Source organism: Bacillus sp. OTU2372 (assembly GCF_038440275.1).
Lineage (GTDB): Bacteria > Bacillota > Bacilli > Bacillales > Cytobacillaceae > Neobacillus > Neobacillus bataviensis_B.
In genome coordinates this window covers 382522-398564 of record NZ_JASATK010000001.1, presented here as the reverse complement: position 1 = coordinate 398564, position 16043 = coordinate 382522, and the positions used below count along the sequence as shown (strand labels likewise).

14 protein-coding genes are annotated in these 16043 nt (G+C 37.4%); 1 reads left to right on the top strand and 13 read right to left on the bottom strand.

Features of this window, described 5'->3' with window-relative positions; translation table 11 throughout:
* Nucleotides 1-146 precede the first annotated feature (146 nt).
* Nucleotides 147-929 (top strand): alpha/beta fold hydrolase, encoded by a 783-nt coding sequence (locus AAHB15_RS01870; protein WP_335575514.1) that lies wholly within the window; start codon nucleotides 147-149, stop codon nucleotides 927-929.
* A 63-nt stretch (nucleotides 930-992) separates the two neighbouring features.
* Here the strand turns inward: AAHB15_RS01870 and AAHB15_RS01865 are convergent, their stop codons facing one another.
* The 13 genes from AAHB15_RS01865 to AAHB15_RS01805 all read right to left on the bottom strand — a co-directional run bounded on the left by AAHB15_RS01865 (nucleotide 993) and on the right by AAHB15_RS01805 (nucleotide 15961).
* A complete protein-coding gene (locus AAHB15_RS01865) occupies nucleotides 993-2072 on the bottom strand; it encodes an alpha/beta fold hydrolase (RefSeq protein WP_335575513.1) in 1080 nt (359 codons plus the stop codon).
* Between the two features lie 17 nt (nucleotides 2073-2089).
* A complete protein-coding gene (locus AAHB15_RS01860; RefSeq protein ID WP_342041662.1) occupies nucleotides 2090-2476 on the bottom strand; it encodes a hypothetical protein in 387 nt (128 codons plus the stop codon).
* A gap of 127 nt (nucleotides 2477-2603) precedes the next feature.
* A complete protein-coding gene (locus AAHB15_RS01855; protein ID WP_335575511.1) occupies nucleotides 2604-3278 on the bottom strand; it encodes a hypothetical protein in 675 nt (224 codons plus the stop codon).
* Between the two features lie 274 nt (nucleotides 3279-3552).
* A complete protein-coding gene (adhE, locus tag AAHB15_RS01850; RefSeq protein ID WP_335575510.1) occupies nucleotides 3553-6156 on the bottom strand; it encodes a bifunctional acetaldehyde-CoA/alcohol dehydrogenase in 2604 nt (867 codons plus the stop codon).
* Between the two features lie 258 nt (nucleotides 6157-6414).
* Complete coding sequence (gene ppc / locus AAHB15_RS01845) at nucleotides 6415-9174, bottom strand: phosphoenolpyruvate carboxylase (protein WP_342041661.1); 2760 nt, start codon at nucleotides 9172-9174, stop codon at nucleotides 6415-6417.
* A 171-nt stretch (nucleotides 9175-9345) separates the two neighbouring features.
* Nucleotides 9346-10689, bottom strand: a complete 1344-nt coding sequence (locus tag AAHB15_RS01840; protein WP_342041660.1) for a cadherin-like beta sandwich domain-containing protein — start codon at nucleotides 10687-10689, stop codon at nucleotides 9346-9348.
* Nucleotides 10690-10871: 182 nt separating this feature from the next.
* A complete protein-coding gene (locus AAHB15_RS01835; protein ID WP_335571721.1) occupies nucleotides 10872-11321 on the bottom strand; it encodes a CoxG family protein in 450 nt (149 codons plus the stop codon).
* 103 nt (nucleotides 11322-11424) lie between these two features.
* Nucleotides 11425-12606, bottom strand: coding sequence for an LL-diaminopimelate aminotransferase (locus tag AAHB15_RS01830; protein ID WP_342041659.1), 1182 nt, complete (start codon nucleotides 12604-12606; stop codon nucleotides 11425-11427).
* Nucleotides 12607-12690: 84 nt separating this feature from the next.
* Nucleotides 12691-13236 (bottom strand): MFS transporter, encoded by a 546-nt coding sequence (locus AAHB15_RS01825; protein ID WP_342041658.1) that lies wholly within the window; start codon nucleotides 13234-13236, stop codon nucleotides 12691-12693.
* Complete coding sequence (locus AAHB15_RS01820) at nucleotides 13233-13874, bottom strand: MFS transporter (RefSeq protein ID WP_342041657.1); 642 nt, start codon at nucleotides 13872-13874, stop codon at nucleotides 13233-13235. Before AAHB15_RS01820 ends, AAHB15_RS01825 begins: the two co-directional genes overlap by 4 nt.
* A gap of 134 nt (nucleotides 13875-14008) precedes the next feature.
* Nucleotides 14009-14785 (bottom strand): nucleotidyltransferase domain-containing protein, encoded by a 777-nt coding sequence (locus tag AAHB15_RS01815; RefSeq protein ID WP_335571718.1) that lies wholly within the window; start codon nucleotides 14783-14785, stop codon nucleotides 14009-14011.
* Between the two features lie 134 nt (nucleotides 14786-14919).
* On the bottom strand, nucleotides 14920-15573 hold the full coding sequence (locus AAHB15_RS01810) for a histidine phosphatase family protein (RefSeq protein ID WP_335571717.1): 654 nt from the start codon (nucleotides 15571-15573) through the stop codon (nucleotides 14920-14922).
* 193 nt (nucleotides 15574-15766) lie between these two features.
* Nucleotides 15767-15961, bottom strand: a complete 195-nt coding sequence (locus AAHB15_RS01805) for an IDEAL domain-containing protein (RefSeq protein WP_098528538.1) — start codon at nucleotides 15959-15961, stop codon at nucleotides 15767-15769.
* Nucleotides 15962-16043 lie beyond the last annotated feature (82 nt).

The window sequence follows — 16043 nt, the reverse complement described above, 5'->3', positions numbered from 1 at the left end:
TCACCTCACCTATATGTATTTTACACCTATGGGTTATATTTTGCAATATTTAAAATAAATATACATATAAATTAAATTACTATTTAGGTGTTACAATTTATTGACGTTGGCTATAAACTTATTAAAACTGGAAAAGGTGGTGTAAAATGGAAATGGTTTGGTTTAGCAAGTTAGGTGTACCCTACTTGCATTTGGGTAAAGGGGAACCACTAGTCCTCATTCATGGTTTAGGGGAAGTCAAAGAAGGATGGAGTAACCAGTTTGAATTAGCAGATCAATTTGAGTTGATTATTCCGGATTTACGCGGCCACGGGGATTGTACAAGAACAGACGGGATTTCTATTCCCAACTTTGCCTCAGACATAATAGGTTTATTAAAAGAATTGGGTATTGTAAACGCACACATTCTTGGGCTGTCAATGGGTGGTGCTGTTGCACAAGAAATCTACCGACAAGCCCCGGAACTCTGCCGATCACTCATGCTAGTTAGCACTTTTCACTATTTTCCGAAAAAATTAAAGAGAATCTTATATAACAATCGGAGAAAAAAATTTGAGGCTGTAACTGCATCGGGAAAACAGACAGAATTCCTTGCCCATATGGCTCTTTACTCCTGGAATAAAAATACAGTAGATACATTTAGCAATTATTTCCGCCCAAAATATTTTATCTTCCTCGAATCCTTAAAAATGTGCCTTGAAGTAAATAATCGATCTTTATTACCAGAAATCAAAGTTCCAACCCTGATTATCGGGGGACAATATGACTCTGTTTTACCGGTTTGGATTCAAACCTCTATGCACAAGCTAATTCCAGATTCAAAATTTATAATTATGAGGAATACCGGTCATCTTGCCAAGCTTGAGGCAAAAGACCGGTTTAACCAACTGCTGCGGTGTTTCCTCAACCAGCAAACAAATGCTGTGTAAATCATATTAACTGGATAATAGGCCCCACCTATTTACCCGTTAATAGTATTACATTCCCAGTACCTATACCTTCACATTCTCAAGTTTATTTGAACGAGTTTTCAGCCATTTGTCGGCAAACACAGCAAACTTGCCTGTTAATGCAAGAGAAACATGGCCTCCTTCGAATACCTCGTAGGTTTTATCTTCACTTGATATCATGTCCATAATCGGGAGGCTTTGTTTTTCCAAAACTAGAGTGTCTCTTGAAGTCGAAAACACAAATACAGAACAGGTAATATTTTTTAAATCTACTTTTCTGCCTCCGATTTTAAGCTCACCTTTCAATAGCTTGTTATCCTTATATAAATCATTGAACATTTGTTTAAAAGCCGCTCCTGAAAAAGAGGCGGTATCTTTTGTCCATTTATCCATTCGCCGCCACTTTTCAACATACTCCTCGTCGTGTGCACGAGTAATTAAATTGACCCATGGACTTACGTATACCGGTGACAGCCCCCTAAACATAAGATATAAATATTTAGATGGAATCGCACCATATACGTCCGAAAACTGATCGAAGTTAATGAGACCATTTTGAAGTCCTTTTAACCATTTATCAGGGACAATTCCAATACTAAAATCAATTGGAACAGTTGCCAGAACGAGATTCTTTATTGGTAAGTTTGTGATCGATGTAAAAATCGCCGAAATCGTTCCACCTAAGCAGTAACCGACCATTGAAATTTCATTTGCACCCGAATGGCGTAAAGCCCGTTTTACTCCATTTTCTAGATAATCAATTATATAATTATCCAAAGTAATATCACTGTCCTCATAGCCTGGAGAACCCCAATCGAGGAAGTAAACATCATATCCACAGTCTGTAAGACCGCCTACAACACTGCTCCCTTCCCCGATGTCTAAAATATATGATTTATTCAGTAGTGAATAGACTAAAAACAATGGAATCTGATATTTTTTCTCCTTTGCAGGGTGAAAATATAAAGTGGATTTATTTTTTTTCCAAATAATCTCCCTCTTTGTTGGTACAATGTCTGGTTTAGGTTCTGTTAATACTTTATTTATTTGGTTCCACCTTACTTTTTCCTTCTCTAAATCTATTATAGGAATAAAGTTTTTTAGTGATGCTGTTGCGCTCATCATCATTATCTCCTTTATTAGGATTCAGTTATGCCAGCAGCAGCAAGGACTAGGTCTTTGTCTTTGTCTTTGTCTTTATGTTTCTCTTCCTTTAATAAGTTCCTCATATTCTCAAGTTCGCTTTTGATATCTTTTAATTGACTGAGTTCTTGCTTTAATTCTTTTAATTCCAACTGAACAGCCGATAGTTCGTTAGCATGATTTATTTCTACTTTCTTAACTTCATCCTTGATTTGTTTAACAATGCTTATTATTTCTTGAAACATCTCAATGTTTCCTTTATTTACCTCAACAAGACTATCTTGAAGGTTCCAAATTTGTTCCTCGAGAACATCGACTTTTTCCTCGGCTTGGATTGATAACTTAGCCACTTTTGCGACATCTTTTTTGGTCGGTATATTCATTACACCCGCCACTAGCTCTTGTCTTTTTCTGAGCAGTTCCAAATAACGTGCATGGCTATCTGTTCCAACCTTTAAAAGTTTAACGAATTCATTGTTTTATCATTTGTCATCGTTGTCACTCCTCTGTTTATGATTTGGTTAGCTCTTCTGATTTTTCTAGATACTTATTCAGCGGAAACATGAATGATTTAATTTGTTTTGCAAAAAGATGGACAAACCCTTTTTGATTTTCATAAATTAAGTTTCCCGCCTGTTTGACAGTTTTAATATATTGCTCTCTGCCTCTCTTTCTTAGCGTAATATATTGCTCAATGATCTCAACGTATTTATCCACTGACAGAGTGCTGACAATCCTCTGACATGGGGCTGCTAAAATATTTAAAGTCTTTTCTTGGACTTGATCTATTTGTTTATTAATATCTTCATAAGACTTAAACGGGAAGAAATGCTGCAGGCTGGTGGTAGACATTAAAAATTCTTCTCTAGCAGTTTTTTCCCATGAGGAAAATTCTTGATAAAATTGGGTACCGAGTTCAATAAGATTTCCTTGATTACGCTGAATTCCTTCAGCAAATTGTCTTGCTGCTTTTAAGAAAACAGCATCCCGATCATCGGCCCGTTCCGCCCATTCGTCTAATTCACGAAATGCAAGGCTCCATAACAAGTCTAAGCTTGAAAGCTGTTCCTCGCTTTCTTTACTAATGCTCCCTACCTTTGATTCTTCCTTAGGTTCAGTCTCCTGTGTTTCAGTTTTTTCTGTTTCTATTTTTAATTCTTTTTCATTTTCCTTTTTATCCGCCATTTTCTACTCATCCTTTCAAGAGGTTTATCCAATTTCGACAGCTGCTGTTTTAGACTAGGAGGTTTATTTTTGTGTTAAAAGTTAATAGAGAAACTGATCCCTTTTTCGATAATGATGACTTTTAATGAATTAGATTTTTATAATATTTGAAGGGCTTTCATGCTTTTCTAGAGGTACGTTTTTAACCAGTAATTACCTAAATTAGTTAATTAGTCAAGTATTTATAAGTTCAGTCTCAAAGATGATTGGATTGAATTTTAGTTAAGCCCAAAATCTAAATCCCTTTGAAGGCTTGATGATAAATTTCAGCTAGTTCACTGATAAATGGCTGTTTTGGATTTGCAATTGTATCTTGGTCATCAAAGGCACGTTCAGCTAGTTCCGCTAACTTACTTTCAAATTCTTCCTTATTCACACCATTTGCTTGAACACTCATTGATATATCCAGCTCCTTTGCTAGGTCAACCACTGCTTTTATTAAGCTTTCTATTCCTTCCTCCGTGGTACTTGCAGGTAGACCAAGCATTCTCGCAATTTCTGCATAACGTTCATCTGCAATAAAATGTTCATACTTAGGATAAGTCATGAATTTATTTGGTTTTTCTGCATTATAGCGGATTACATGTGGTAGCAGAATTGCGTTAGCTCGACCGTGTGAAATATTAAACTCGGCTCCTAACACATGGGAAAGGCTATGGTTAATACCTAAAAATGAGTTAGCAAATGCCATTCCTGCAATTGTAGAGGCATTGTGCATTTTCTCACGGGCTATTTCATCACCGCCATCTCGATATGCTCTAGGTAAATATTGAAATACCAGCTGAATCGCTTTAAGGGCAAGTCCATCTGTAAAATCATTTGCTAAAACCGACACATAAGACTCAATGGCATGTGTTAGAACATCCATTCCCGTATCAGCTGTTATATGATTAGGAACAGTCATGACAAACTGTGGATCCACAATTGCCACATCAGGTGTTAGTTGAAAATCGGCAAGAGGGTACTTGATATTGGCTTTTTTATCTGTTATTACTGAAAAAGCAGTAACCTCTGACCCAGTACCGGAAGTAGTTGGAATGGCAACAAATTTTGCTTTAGTCCGCAGTACTGGGAATTTAACAACACGTTTTGTTGGATCAAAGAATTTTTGTGTTAAACTTCGGAAATCTGTATCAGGATGTTCGTAGAAAAGCCACATCGCTTTTGCGGCATCCATGACCGAACCTCCGCCTAGTGCAATAATGCAATCAGGCTGGAACTTTCGCATTCTTTCTGCTCCATCCATAACCGTTTCAACAGATGGCTCCTGCTCAATATTTGAATAGATTTCAAATTGTAGACTGTTTTGATTCTTCTTTAAATAATAGAGAACCTTATCGACATATCCGTTTTTCACCGGGCTTCCGCTTGTAACGATAAAGGCTTTAGTAATGCCTGGAATGGATGCTAAAGTTTGGACCGAATTTTTCTCAAAGAAAACCTGTGATGGTACTTTAAACCACTGCGTAAACGTCCTTCTTTTTGCAACCTTTTTAATATTTATCAGGTTTTGGGCCCCAACATTCTGTGACACCGAATTCCCTCCATATGTTCCGCAACCAATCGTTAAGGACGGTAGTGATGTATTATAAATATCTCCAATGGCCCCATGAGTGGATGGTGTATTAACCATAATTCGGCCCGCCTTTAAACGTAGTGAAAAAATATCTACTAATTCTTGGTTTGAAGTATGAATCGCAGCGGAGTGTCCTAACCCGCCGTATTCTAATGTTTCCTCCGCAATCCTTAAGCCTTCAGCAAAACTATTCACTTTATAGCACGCTAGAATCGGGCTTAATTTTTCACAGGATAGCGGCTCATTCGGCCCCACACCTTCTAATTCTGCAATTAAAATTTTGGTATTCTCAGGTACCTTTATTCCAGCAAGCTTGGCAATCATAGCTGCCGGAAGCCCCACTATTAAATTATTAATTGAACCTGTTTTTTCAAAAATGACTGCCTTTTCTACCATTTTTCGTTCGTCTACACTTAGAAAGTAGCAATTATTTGAAATTAATTCTTGTTTTACATCATTATAAATCTCTTGATCAATTATCAAAGCCTGTTCAGAAGCACAAATCATACCGTTATCGAATGTTTTAGAAAGAATGACATCGTTGACGGCACGTTTGATATTGGCTGTTTTTTCTATATAACAAGGTACATTACCGGCCCCAACACCAAGTGCTGGCTTCCCGGAGCTATAGGCCGCCTTTACCAAGTTGGGTCCGCCTGTTGCTAGGATAAGTGAAATCTTTGGATGCCTCATTAAGGCTTGGAAGGCTTCATGCGAAGGCTCTTCAATCCACTGAATGCAATTCTTCGGAGCTCCTGCTCTCATCGCTGCTGCCTTAAGTATTTTTGCAGTTTCGGTACAGCACTTCTTACCATATTGCGGAAAGGCAAAAATAATTGGATTCCGCGTTTTGAGTGAAATTAAAGATTTAAAGATAACCGTAGACGTTGGATTTGTTATCGGGATGACCCCAGCAATAACTCCTACTGGCTCTGCGATCTCAACCATCCCTTCATTTTCATCCTCACTAATCACTCCTACTGTTTTCATATCCCGGATGTTATTATAGATAAACTCGGTTGCAAACATATTTTTAAAAACCTTGTCTTCATAATCACCACGTCTAGTTTCTGTTACCGCTAGCTTTGCGAGTTGTTTATGATTTTCAAGTGCAGCTAAGGCCATCTCCTTCACTATCTTATCGATCATTTCCTGAGTATAACAGCGAAGTTCTCCCAGAGCTTTTTCAGCGTTATTAGCTAACATATTAATTGCTTCAGCAACAATTTGCTTTTCTTGAACAACTTTTTCTTCCACAGCCATTTATAAACACCTCAAATTTTTGTCGATTCTAACAACCCCAAATCAAACTTAACACAGGTTAATGGTCTTAAATTCACTCCATTAATTTCTTATGGCTAAAATATATCACGTAAAAATCTCGAAGTTTGTCGAAATTCGCGTATAAATGAATGAATAACCATTCATTTTATAAAAATTCACCAAATGTTCAAAAATTCTTCAACAATAAAAAGGCCATAAACTCCTTGTTTTAGGAGTTTATAGCCTTTTTCATTTTAATCAGCCCGTATTACGGAGTCCTGCGGAAATTCCGCTAATAGTAAGGAGAACTTCTGTTAATATATCTTCATTTGGCTCTTCCTGCTTCCGCAGCTCTTTAATCAGTTCTACTTGTAAAAAGTTCAACGGATCAACGTAAGGATTCCGTCTGTATACTGATTCTTTGATGTTCGGCGTATGGTCTAGTAATTCACTATCTCCAGTTATTTTGAGGAGAATCGCCTTTGTTTTCTCATATTCCTCTAGGATATTCGTAAATATTCTTTCGGCAATGGTTTTATCTTCAACAAGTGTTAAATATTCTTTGGCCGTTGTGATGTCAGCCTTCATTAATGCCATGTTTAAATTATCAATCGTTGATTGGAAGAATGGCCATTTTGCGTACATTTGCTGTAATAACTGCAGATTTTCACCGCTTTGCGATATGAAGCTGTCTAAACCTGTACCAGCAGCATACCAAGCCGGAATTAACTGACGGCTTTGCGTCCAGGCAAAAACCCATGGAATTGCCCTTAAATCCTCAAAGCGACCTCTATTTTTACGGCTCATTGGTCTAGAACCAATGTTTAAGTCTCCGATTTCTTTTAACGGTGTGCCTTGATTAAAGTAAGTAAGGAAATCAGGGTCATCAAAGACAAGTGATTGATATTTAGATAACGCATAACCAGAAATTTCCTCAATGGCCTCTTCCCAAGCATTTTCACGTAATGTTCCCTGCTCTGTTTGAGAAGAAAGGGCTACTGAAAGAAGAAGGGTTGACGTTGCCTGCTCCAGGCTGCGATAAGCGATATCTTCAAGCAAGTACCTTGAAGATAAAACCTCGCCTTGCTCGGTAATTTTAACACCATCACCAGTAGTTTCCGCCGGTTGTGACAGGATGCTCTTATTTAAGGTACCGCCGCCGCGTCCTAATGAACCGCCACGGCCATGGAAAAACTTAGGACCAATTTGATACCTTTTCGCCAACTCATGAATTTCGATTTGGGCATTATACAGTTTCCAGTTGGCCGTTAAGGTTCCTCCATCCTTACTTCCATCAGAATAACCAAGCATGATTTCCTGTTGATCCCCTAAGATTTGAAGATGCTTGCGGTAGATAGGCATTTCAAAAAGGGTTTCCATAATTTTTGGACCAGCTGTTAAGTCATCAATTGTTTCTAAAAGCGGTGCAACATTTAAGTGGCTTTCAAGTGTACCATCCGCATGAAGACGATAGAGCCCTGCCTCTTTTGCCAAAACAAGTACTTCTAATAAGTCGCTTGCCGATCTTGTCATACTCACAAGATAGACGGAAATTGCACTTTTGCCAAACTCCTCATGTGCAGATTTTATCATTTGGAAAACTTTGATCATTTCTTGTGTTTCTGCTGAATAGTCCTCATTCAACAATAAAAGTGGACGTGGATCCATTAGGATATTTTCTAATAGCTGTAATTTTTCCTGTTCAGGAAGTTCTGCATAATTTTCAGTCAATCTCACTTTTCGCAGGATTTCTGTGATTGCAGCCTCATGCTCTCCACTATGGTTTCTGATATCCAGTGTCGCCAAGTGGAAGCCGAATAACTGTACTTGTCTAATTAACTTTTGAATGGTCCGTAACTCATGATCACTAGGATGATGCTTTTTTAAACTCCTATTAATCATTTTTAAATCAGCCAGTAATTCATCTGCTGTTTTGTACCCAATCTCGGATTTACCTACCTGCTTAACTCGTTCAATAATCACCGCTACGACACGACGGTAAACCTCTGAATGATTGGGCCACTTTTTGTCATTGGTTAAGTATAAATCTTCTTTTTCCTCAAGGAATGTAAGAATTTCCTGATTGACGCTCACCCTTGTTGTAGAATGGCTGTATCGTTTCATGATGTCGATTAAAACATTTTTATATTTCTTTAATACAACTCTCCGCTGTCTTTGGAGTGTCTCCCAAGTAACATCACTTGTTACGTTTGGATTGCCATCACGATCTCCGCCAATCCATGATCCAAAACGAAGGAAATTAGGGACGTTCCACGTAGTGTTTGGATAATATCTTTCAAGGCACTCTGCTACTTCCTGGTGAATTTCAGGAAGAACGTCAAATAAGGTTTGGTCAAAATAATAGAGTCCATTACGCACTTCGTCCAACACTGTCGGCTTGTGATCACGTAATTCATCTGTCTGCCAAAGGATTGCTACCTCGTTGAATAGATTGTCCTCGAGCTTTTTCTGTTCTCTAGTCGTTAAAAGAGGGTGATCGAGATTTTTCAAAATAACCGCAATACGCTGCTGTATCTCAAGAATAGAGCGTTTGGTAGCCTCTGTTGGATGAGCAGTTATAACGAGTTCTAACGACAATGTGTGTAAGACTTTCTGGATAATGTCTTCACTTATACCACGTTCTTTAAACTTTAGAATGGCACTCTCAATAGAAGCAGGCTGAACGATATTTCCTTCTTCAAGCTGGTATTGTCTCCGTCTTCGAATGCGGTGATTTTGCTCCGCAGCATTTATCAAATGGAAATACATTGAAAATGCACGAATAACTTGTTTACGTAATGGTGAATCAAGGATTGCAATTTCCGCCTTTAATTCCTTGTAAATTCCTTCGTCGAAATGCTCCCGAAGTGTTTTGCACATGAGTCTTATTTTTTCAACTTTATCAAGAAGCTCGGGCCCGCCATGATCTACAAGAATATCGCCAAGCATTTTCCCCAGTAATTTCACATCACGACGCAATGGAAGACTGCTGTCATTTACTTTCAATTCTGTTGTCATTCTATCACCTTCCCATTAATTCAAAAGATTCACTAAATTTTTTATATATAAATATAACATATTTTTTCGAATCATGTTCAACTTTTTTTCTCACTTTTCTATTTTTTCTAAAAAAAATAACCCTGACTGGTTATTTTTCAGGTTTATTTTTTTTATTAAATAGGTTACCCATTAACTCTCTGCTCTATCGAAAACTAGTACATAAGTTTTCCGATCCGTATCATCATAGGTTACCCTGATAGAAATTACTGTTTTATTGTCGTCGTCCAACTGGATCGTTTTGCTAGTTCCACCTTCAATGGTAATATCAGAACTGCTGTTACTTGTCGTCGGATTAATGGTAACGGTCTTGGTATCACTCGAAACGGCTATATGATAGGTATACTCGCTTGAAGTAAACGAACTATCCCAGGTTCCCGTAGAAACCGTTAGCTTTGAAAGGGTAGCATTACTGGTCTTTTCAACAGTTCCCGGTGCTCCCTGCGGTGATGAAGCACTTTGGTTTGTCGTGTTACCTTGTCCTGAAAAAGAAATACCAGTTTGTGTTACGAATCCGCTTCCGCTCTTCCCAGAACCGATACTTCCCATTTGTGCTGAACCACTATTTTCGGTTGGTGCTGATCCACTGTTTCCGGTTGGTGCTGATCCACTGTTTCCGGTTGGTGCTGATCCACTGTTTCCGGTTGGTGCTGATCCATTTTTTTCCGTTGGTGTGGAAGCATTTTTTCCAGTTGATGTGGACCCAGTGTTTCCACTTTGCGTAGAACTACCGCTTCCAGTTTGTGCTGAATCGGTACCTTTTCCTGACGAAGTATCTTGGCGTTCCACATGGATAGTATATCTTAATTTTGATCCATTTTCAGCTGTTACCACAATAAGAATATCAGATTTCCCCACAGGAATATTAACTGGTACACCTTTCTCTGTCACTTCGGCACCATTAACCTCGACTACTGCCGTTTTTTCTACAGCTGTTGGCAGTACCGTAATCGTTTGTGAATCATTAGGCAGTTGAACATTATATTCTGTCACCGTCGAAGAAAATGCAGGAGAAAGTTTCCCTGTTGAAAGTTTAATATTTTGTAGTTGACTATTGCTATTTTGCTCTCTGGTTACAGTTAGAGTATAGGTGTTAGTTAGATTGGTGCTGCTATCCTTAACGGTGATTAGAAAGATATTTTGTCCGGTTTGTAGTGCATATTCTTCTGCTGTTCCACTTGTGATCGTTTTGTCATTAATGCTGATTATCGAATTGGTATTACTGCCTTCCACTAAAATATGAATCGAGTTCGTTTCATTTTCTACTGTTGCTGAATATTGATTGATCTCTGCTGAAAAATCTTTATCCAGCTTAACGCCCTCAATCTCTAATTTTGCGAGTGTGTTGGCTGTTTGGCTTACTTGAGTTACAGTCTCTTCCGCATAGGCGGTTGGCAGATTATAACCCGTTCCAAGACCGAGTATTGAGACAATAAGGACAACGTTTAAGCCCTTTTTAGGTATTTTAGTTAGCATTGTTAATCCTCCCACTTTTTGACTAAGTGATTTTGGACTAACTTTACCACCGGAGGCTTAAGATTATCTTAATTTTTAAAAGAGGTGCATTAACTGTTAAATATTTACCCACATAAACGGAAATGAAACCTACTTTAATAAAAAAAGCTGCAACCCCTATTAGAGGTATTACAGCTTAGGATCTACTTATTACAAAATTCTTCAAGTTTAGAAGAAATCGCTGCAGCTACTTCTTCATCCGAGAGATTAACTGCCTTATTAAAAAGGGTATTTGCCAGCGTTCCCATTGGTCCAGTTGCATTTATATCAAGAAACCCTGTCAGCCGGGTTTTTTGCCTGTTTAAGGCTTTTGCTTCAAAGTATCCCTCCCCAAGATACTTCTCGTTTTTCCGCCTTAATTCAAAGCTCACCTTGCTAGGTTCATCCCACTCCTTAATATCAATTAACAAAGTGACCTTTTTTTTCATAATCCCGAGATCACTTTTAAACTCCCAGCTAATTTGCCGGTCATTTATTTTTTGATGTTGAATATAACCGGGAACAAGCGGTGCCCAATTATTTTCATCTCGAATAAAGTCCCATATTACTTCAATCGGGATATCTAATTCTACATGTTGTAATTCACTTGGCATGGTTGTGTCCCTCTTTCATTTTCAATGTAAAAGACCTTCAATGGCTGAAGGTCTTTTTTTAAGATATATGTTTAGATTGTGGTTAATAGAAGTTTATTCTACCTTATTTCTTAATTAATCGATCCACTAAAAATTTCTCTATCCGTTCAGCCGCCTGGGATAACCGATCTGGCGGTTGAACAAGTGCAATGCGAACATAGCCCTCCCCTAGTGCACCGAAAGCATCACCCGGTATGACAGCCACACCGGCACAGTCAATTAATTCAAAAGCAAATTGGCGGGATGTCCATCCCGACGGAATCTTTGCCCACACAAACATGGTTGCGGGAGACTTTGCGATCTGCCAGCCGCTTTTTCCAAGCCCGGAAATTAATGCATCTCTGCGAAGTTCATATTCCTTTACCTGTTCTCGTAGATAGGAGAAATCAGACGTTAATGCTTTTACAGCTGCATGTTGGATCGGATAAAAAACTCCGTAATCGATATTTGATTTAAATGTTGCTAATAAATGGATTGCTTGTTCATTTCCAACCACATACCCAATCCGGCATCCCGCCATGTTAAAGGTTTTCGAGAGAGAGTTAAATTCTATTCCAACTTCCTTTGCTCCGGGAACCGACATAAAACTAATCTGTGGATTCCCATCAAAAATCAATTCTGAATAGGCAAAGTCATGAACCACCAAAATGTTATGTGTTCTTGCAAAAGCCACAACTTCTTCAAAAAAGCCCCTATCCGCAAGGGCAGTTACTGGATTCCCCGGATAACTAATAATCATCATTCTAGTTTTCTCTAAAACTTCTAAAGGTATATCTTTTAAGTTTGGTAAAAACTTATTCTCAAGCCTCAACGGCATTGGATAAATAACTCCTCCAGCGATATGGACACTTGCCTCATAAATTGGATAACCTGGATCCGGAACTAAACAAAAGTCACCAGGGTTAATAATGGCGGTAGCTAAATGGGCCAAACCGTCTTGTGACCCCATCAACTGCAGCACTTCTTTCGCAGGATCTAAATCAACTTCATACCGTTGCTTATAAAAATAACCAACGGCCTCATTAAATTCGGCAATCCCCTTCAACGTATAACCATATTTACTTGTATCTTTAGCCGATTCAACTAAGGCATCGACTACAAAGGATGGTGGCGAAAAGTCCGGACTGCCAACACTAAGGTCGATCACGTCTTTTCCTTTTTTATTTGCCTCCATTTTCCGATCAGCTACTTCTTGAAAAATACTAGCTGTCATTTTTTGGAGCTTTTCCGAACCAATGAAATTCATAGACATTCCCCTCTAATTTTTTATATTTAAATAATTTTAACATATTTCTGATTATAGCAAGATATCAAAATTATTCTAATAGAGTTATAATATTGGGGGAACATAAACTTTATTTAACTTTTTTATAGTGAAAAAGCTGGCTAAAATTAATAGGGAGAAAAACAAAAAGATATTATTTACTCCCACCTTTGAAATAAAGATACCTGTCGTTAGTGCTGAGGTAATTTTTACAATGGAGGCTAATATCGTTCTTAATCCGACGACCCGGCCAATATATTCTTTTGTAGAATTCAACTGTATGAGTGTTTGCGTGATAATTAAATGTGACATTGTAAATAAGCCCAGCAAAAAAATTAATAAAGCTGCAGCGGTTTTGAAATGATTCAGATGTAATAATAAAGAGCTTAAAGTCATACCAGACATGGTAAACAGGATCGTTTTTTGCTTATATCTTTTTAAAAAGAACGTGACAACTACCCCTGCTAAAATCCCGCCGAATGAAAATGAAATATCAAACATTGAATATAACCCACTACCTCCCTTAAATCCTTTTGCAAGAGGGAGCAGGGTGGTTGTTGTCATTTGAATACTAACGCTGTTTACAATTGATAAAAACAGCAGATATTTCATTCCACTTCGCTTCTGAATAAACTTCCAACCTGAGCGAAGCTCTGAAAAAAATGAATTTTACTATGTTTCATCTGTTTAGCATTTATGCGTCTAACAAAAGAATAAAGAACAGCTGCTAATAAAAAGGTCGCTGAATTAAAAAAAATACTTAAGGCTAACGATAGCTTAATTAATAAGACACCTGAAATAGCAGAACCCGCAATGAGTGCCCCTTCATTTAAGGAAGAGGCTCTTGATATGACAAACGGAATTTCCTTATCCGTAAAAGATTCTTTAATAAAAGACTGCTCGGAGGGTTTATAAATTGTATAACAAACAGCTAATAAAAACTGTAAAAAATAAATAATTAGGGCTGATTCTATTTTAAAATAGATGAAAAAGCTCATGATTAGGACCACAACGAATCGGAAACAATCCGTGACGAGAACGATTGCTTTTGAATTATGATGGTCTACATAGACAGAAACAAATGGTGTTAACAAAATACTAGGCAGATAATAGATGGCAATCATTAACCCAATCGAGGTGGCTTGCCCTGTTAAATGATAGATATACCACATAACAGCAATTTGTTGAATACCATCACCTAAATTACTAATCATTGATCCCAGCATATAAGGTAATTTGTTATTCTTCATGGTTTCCCCTCCTTTTTCCAGCCTCCCTATTGTAAATCTTATTGTTCATAAAAAAAATTAGAAATAGTTTATAGCTTCCCTTAAGAAAACCCTATTAATAAAAGCCCGCCATTTGGCGGACTTCTAAAATATTTCTATGATTGAGACCATCCTTCCTCAAGCACTTGTCTAAACAGCTCATTTAAAGTCGCTGTAAAGTCCCTGGATGGTCCTCTTAAGCTATTTGCATATTCCTCTAGATGCTTGATCTCTTTTTCAATAAAGTCATGAATAATAGGGAAATCAACTTCAAACCCATAATCATCCCGGTTAACTTTTCTTTCAATAAGGGTAAGAAGTTCTCGCTTTACTTCTCCCTCCATAATCAATGCCTCTATTAATGGTTGAACCTCATTGGGTGGGAAGCGGTTATGCCTTTCTATCCACATGCAAGCTAAGATAGGTCGAATTACGTTTAGATAGCGCTTACTATTTATTGCTGCTGTTTGAAGACAATTACGATAATTCCCTTTTGCCATATTTAAATAATGAAATAGGGACGCCCTAGGTTGAAATATTTGGTCCTCTAGTTCTCTCATTTTCCCATCTAGTGAGAAGGCTTGAAAGTAAACAATGCTTGAATGCAGCCATTCCATTAAGGAGGGATTTGACTTTTTAAACAGCTGGAGGGCTTTCCGCAAATCCCATCCATTTAGGTCGAGTTGGTTATTTATCGGCAGCTCAATGACATCTCGTTTTTGATCAATCGATAAATACCAATCTGTTTTATGAACATAAATAAACCGGACATCGTAATCACTATCTGGTGAAGAAGTGCCCCATGCACGGCTTCCTGCCTCAACGGCGAAGCATATTTTCACCTCAAATTCCTGCTCAATCCTTTTTAATGCCTCGATAATCTTTTCTTTCAAAATACTCTCTCCATCAACGATTCTTTTTGGGTTACTATTTTCTAATGATTAGATTTTTATTTTTGACAAATGAATATGCTAATCTTCAGAAAAAATCAAAAGGCCTAATTTCGGTCTCCTATTTATGTATTAGTCTATTGATTAAAAGAAATAACTTTGAAAATGTTACTGGAATATTCTAATACAGAGACACTAGAATTTTTAATTTCAATTCCCTTATCAAATTCTTTAGAAAATTTACTAATGATATTTCTTATAATAACGCCATGAGTTACGAGTAATATGTTCTCATTAAGATTTTGACTAGTTGATACAATCTCATTTAATCCTTTTTCAATCCTTCCCCATAATTCATAGTAATTCTCGGCATGATGGAAGGGGTCTGACTTTTTTATAAAATTCATGACATCTTCTAGAGTATGTTTTTGAAACAATTCCTTAGTGCTAGAACAGGCATTGTCTTCGGCAATCTTACGAAAAGCAACCTCAGAATATTCTCCCTCAAAGCTTCCAAAAAAACTTTCTCGAAAGGCTTTTCTTCTATTTATCACCAAATTATGGTTGTCATTATTTTGTTGAAGTATTAATTCAGCTGTTTCAACTGTCCTCCCTGAATCACTCGTATATACGCGGTCGAACTGAACATCGGCCAACCTTTTCCCCGTTTCGATTGCCACAGCTTTCCCTTCCTCCGTTAGTGGACTATCAGCCCAGCCTTGCATTTTTTTATAACGATTTAAATATGTTTCACCATGTCTGATTAAATACAAATTGAATTTAGTTTCCATGGAATCCCCCAGTATGTTTTTTTATTAGCTTAAGTAAATTGAAACTTTGAATATGATTATATTAGCAGTTAAAAGCAGGTGTCACAACAAACCCATTCTATAAAGATAATCAGATACCGGAAAACAGAAAAAAGCCCTTATCCTATTAAAGATAGGGCCGTATTATTGATATTTGATTACGATAGTAAAATAATTAAGAAATCTTCTTTAGCTCTTCTGTTAATCTTAGGAATAACTCCTTATCCCCATCTTGTAACGTTTGGTCGATTTCCTTTCGGATTTTCTCCCTTTTAAATTCAAGCAAGGCATTGTTTAGGAACATCTCAGCAATAACAGCATCTTGATTCTCATCCGAATGTTGTGGTGAATTAAGTAACTTCTTTTCCATGGAAATCAACTCCTTGAGCTTTTTTTCATTATACAAGGAGTTTTCTAAAAATTCAAACACTTTATTTCAATTTTCTAAAAAA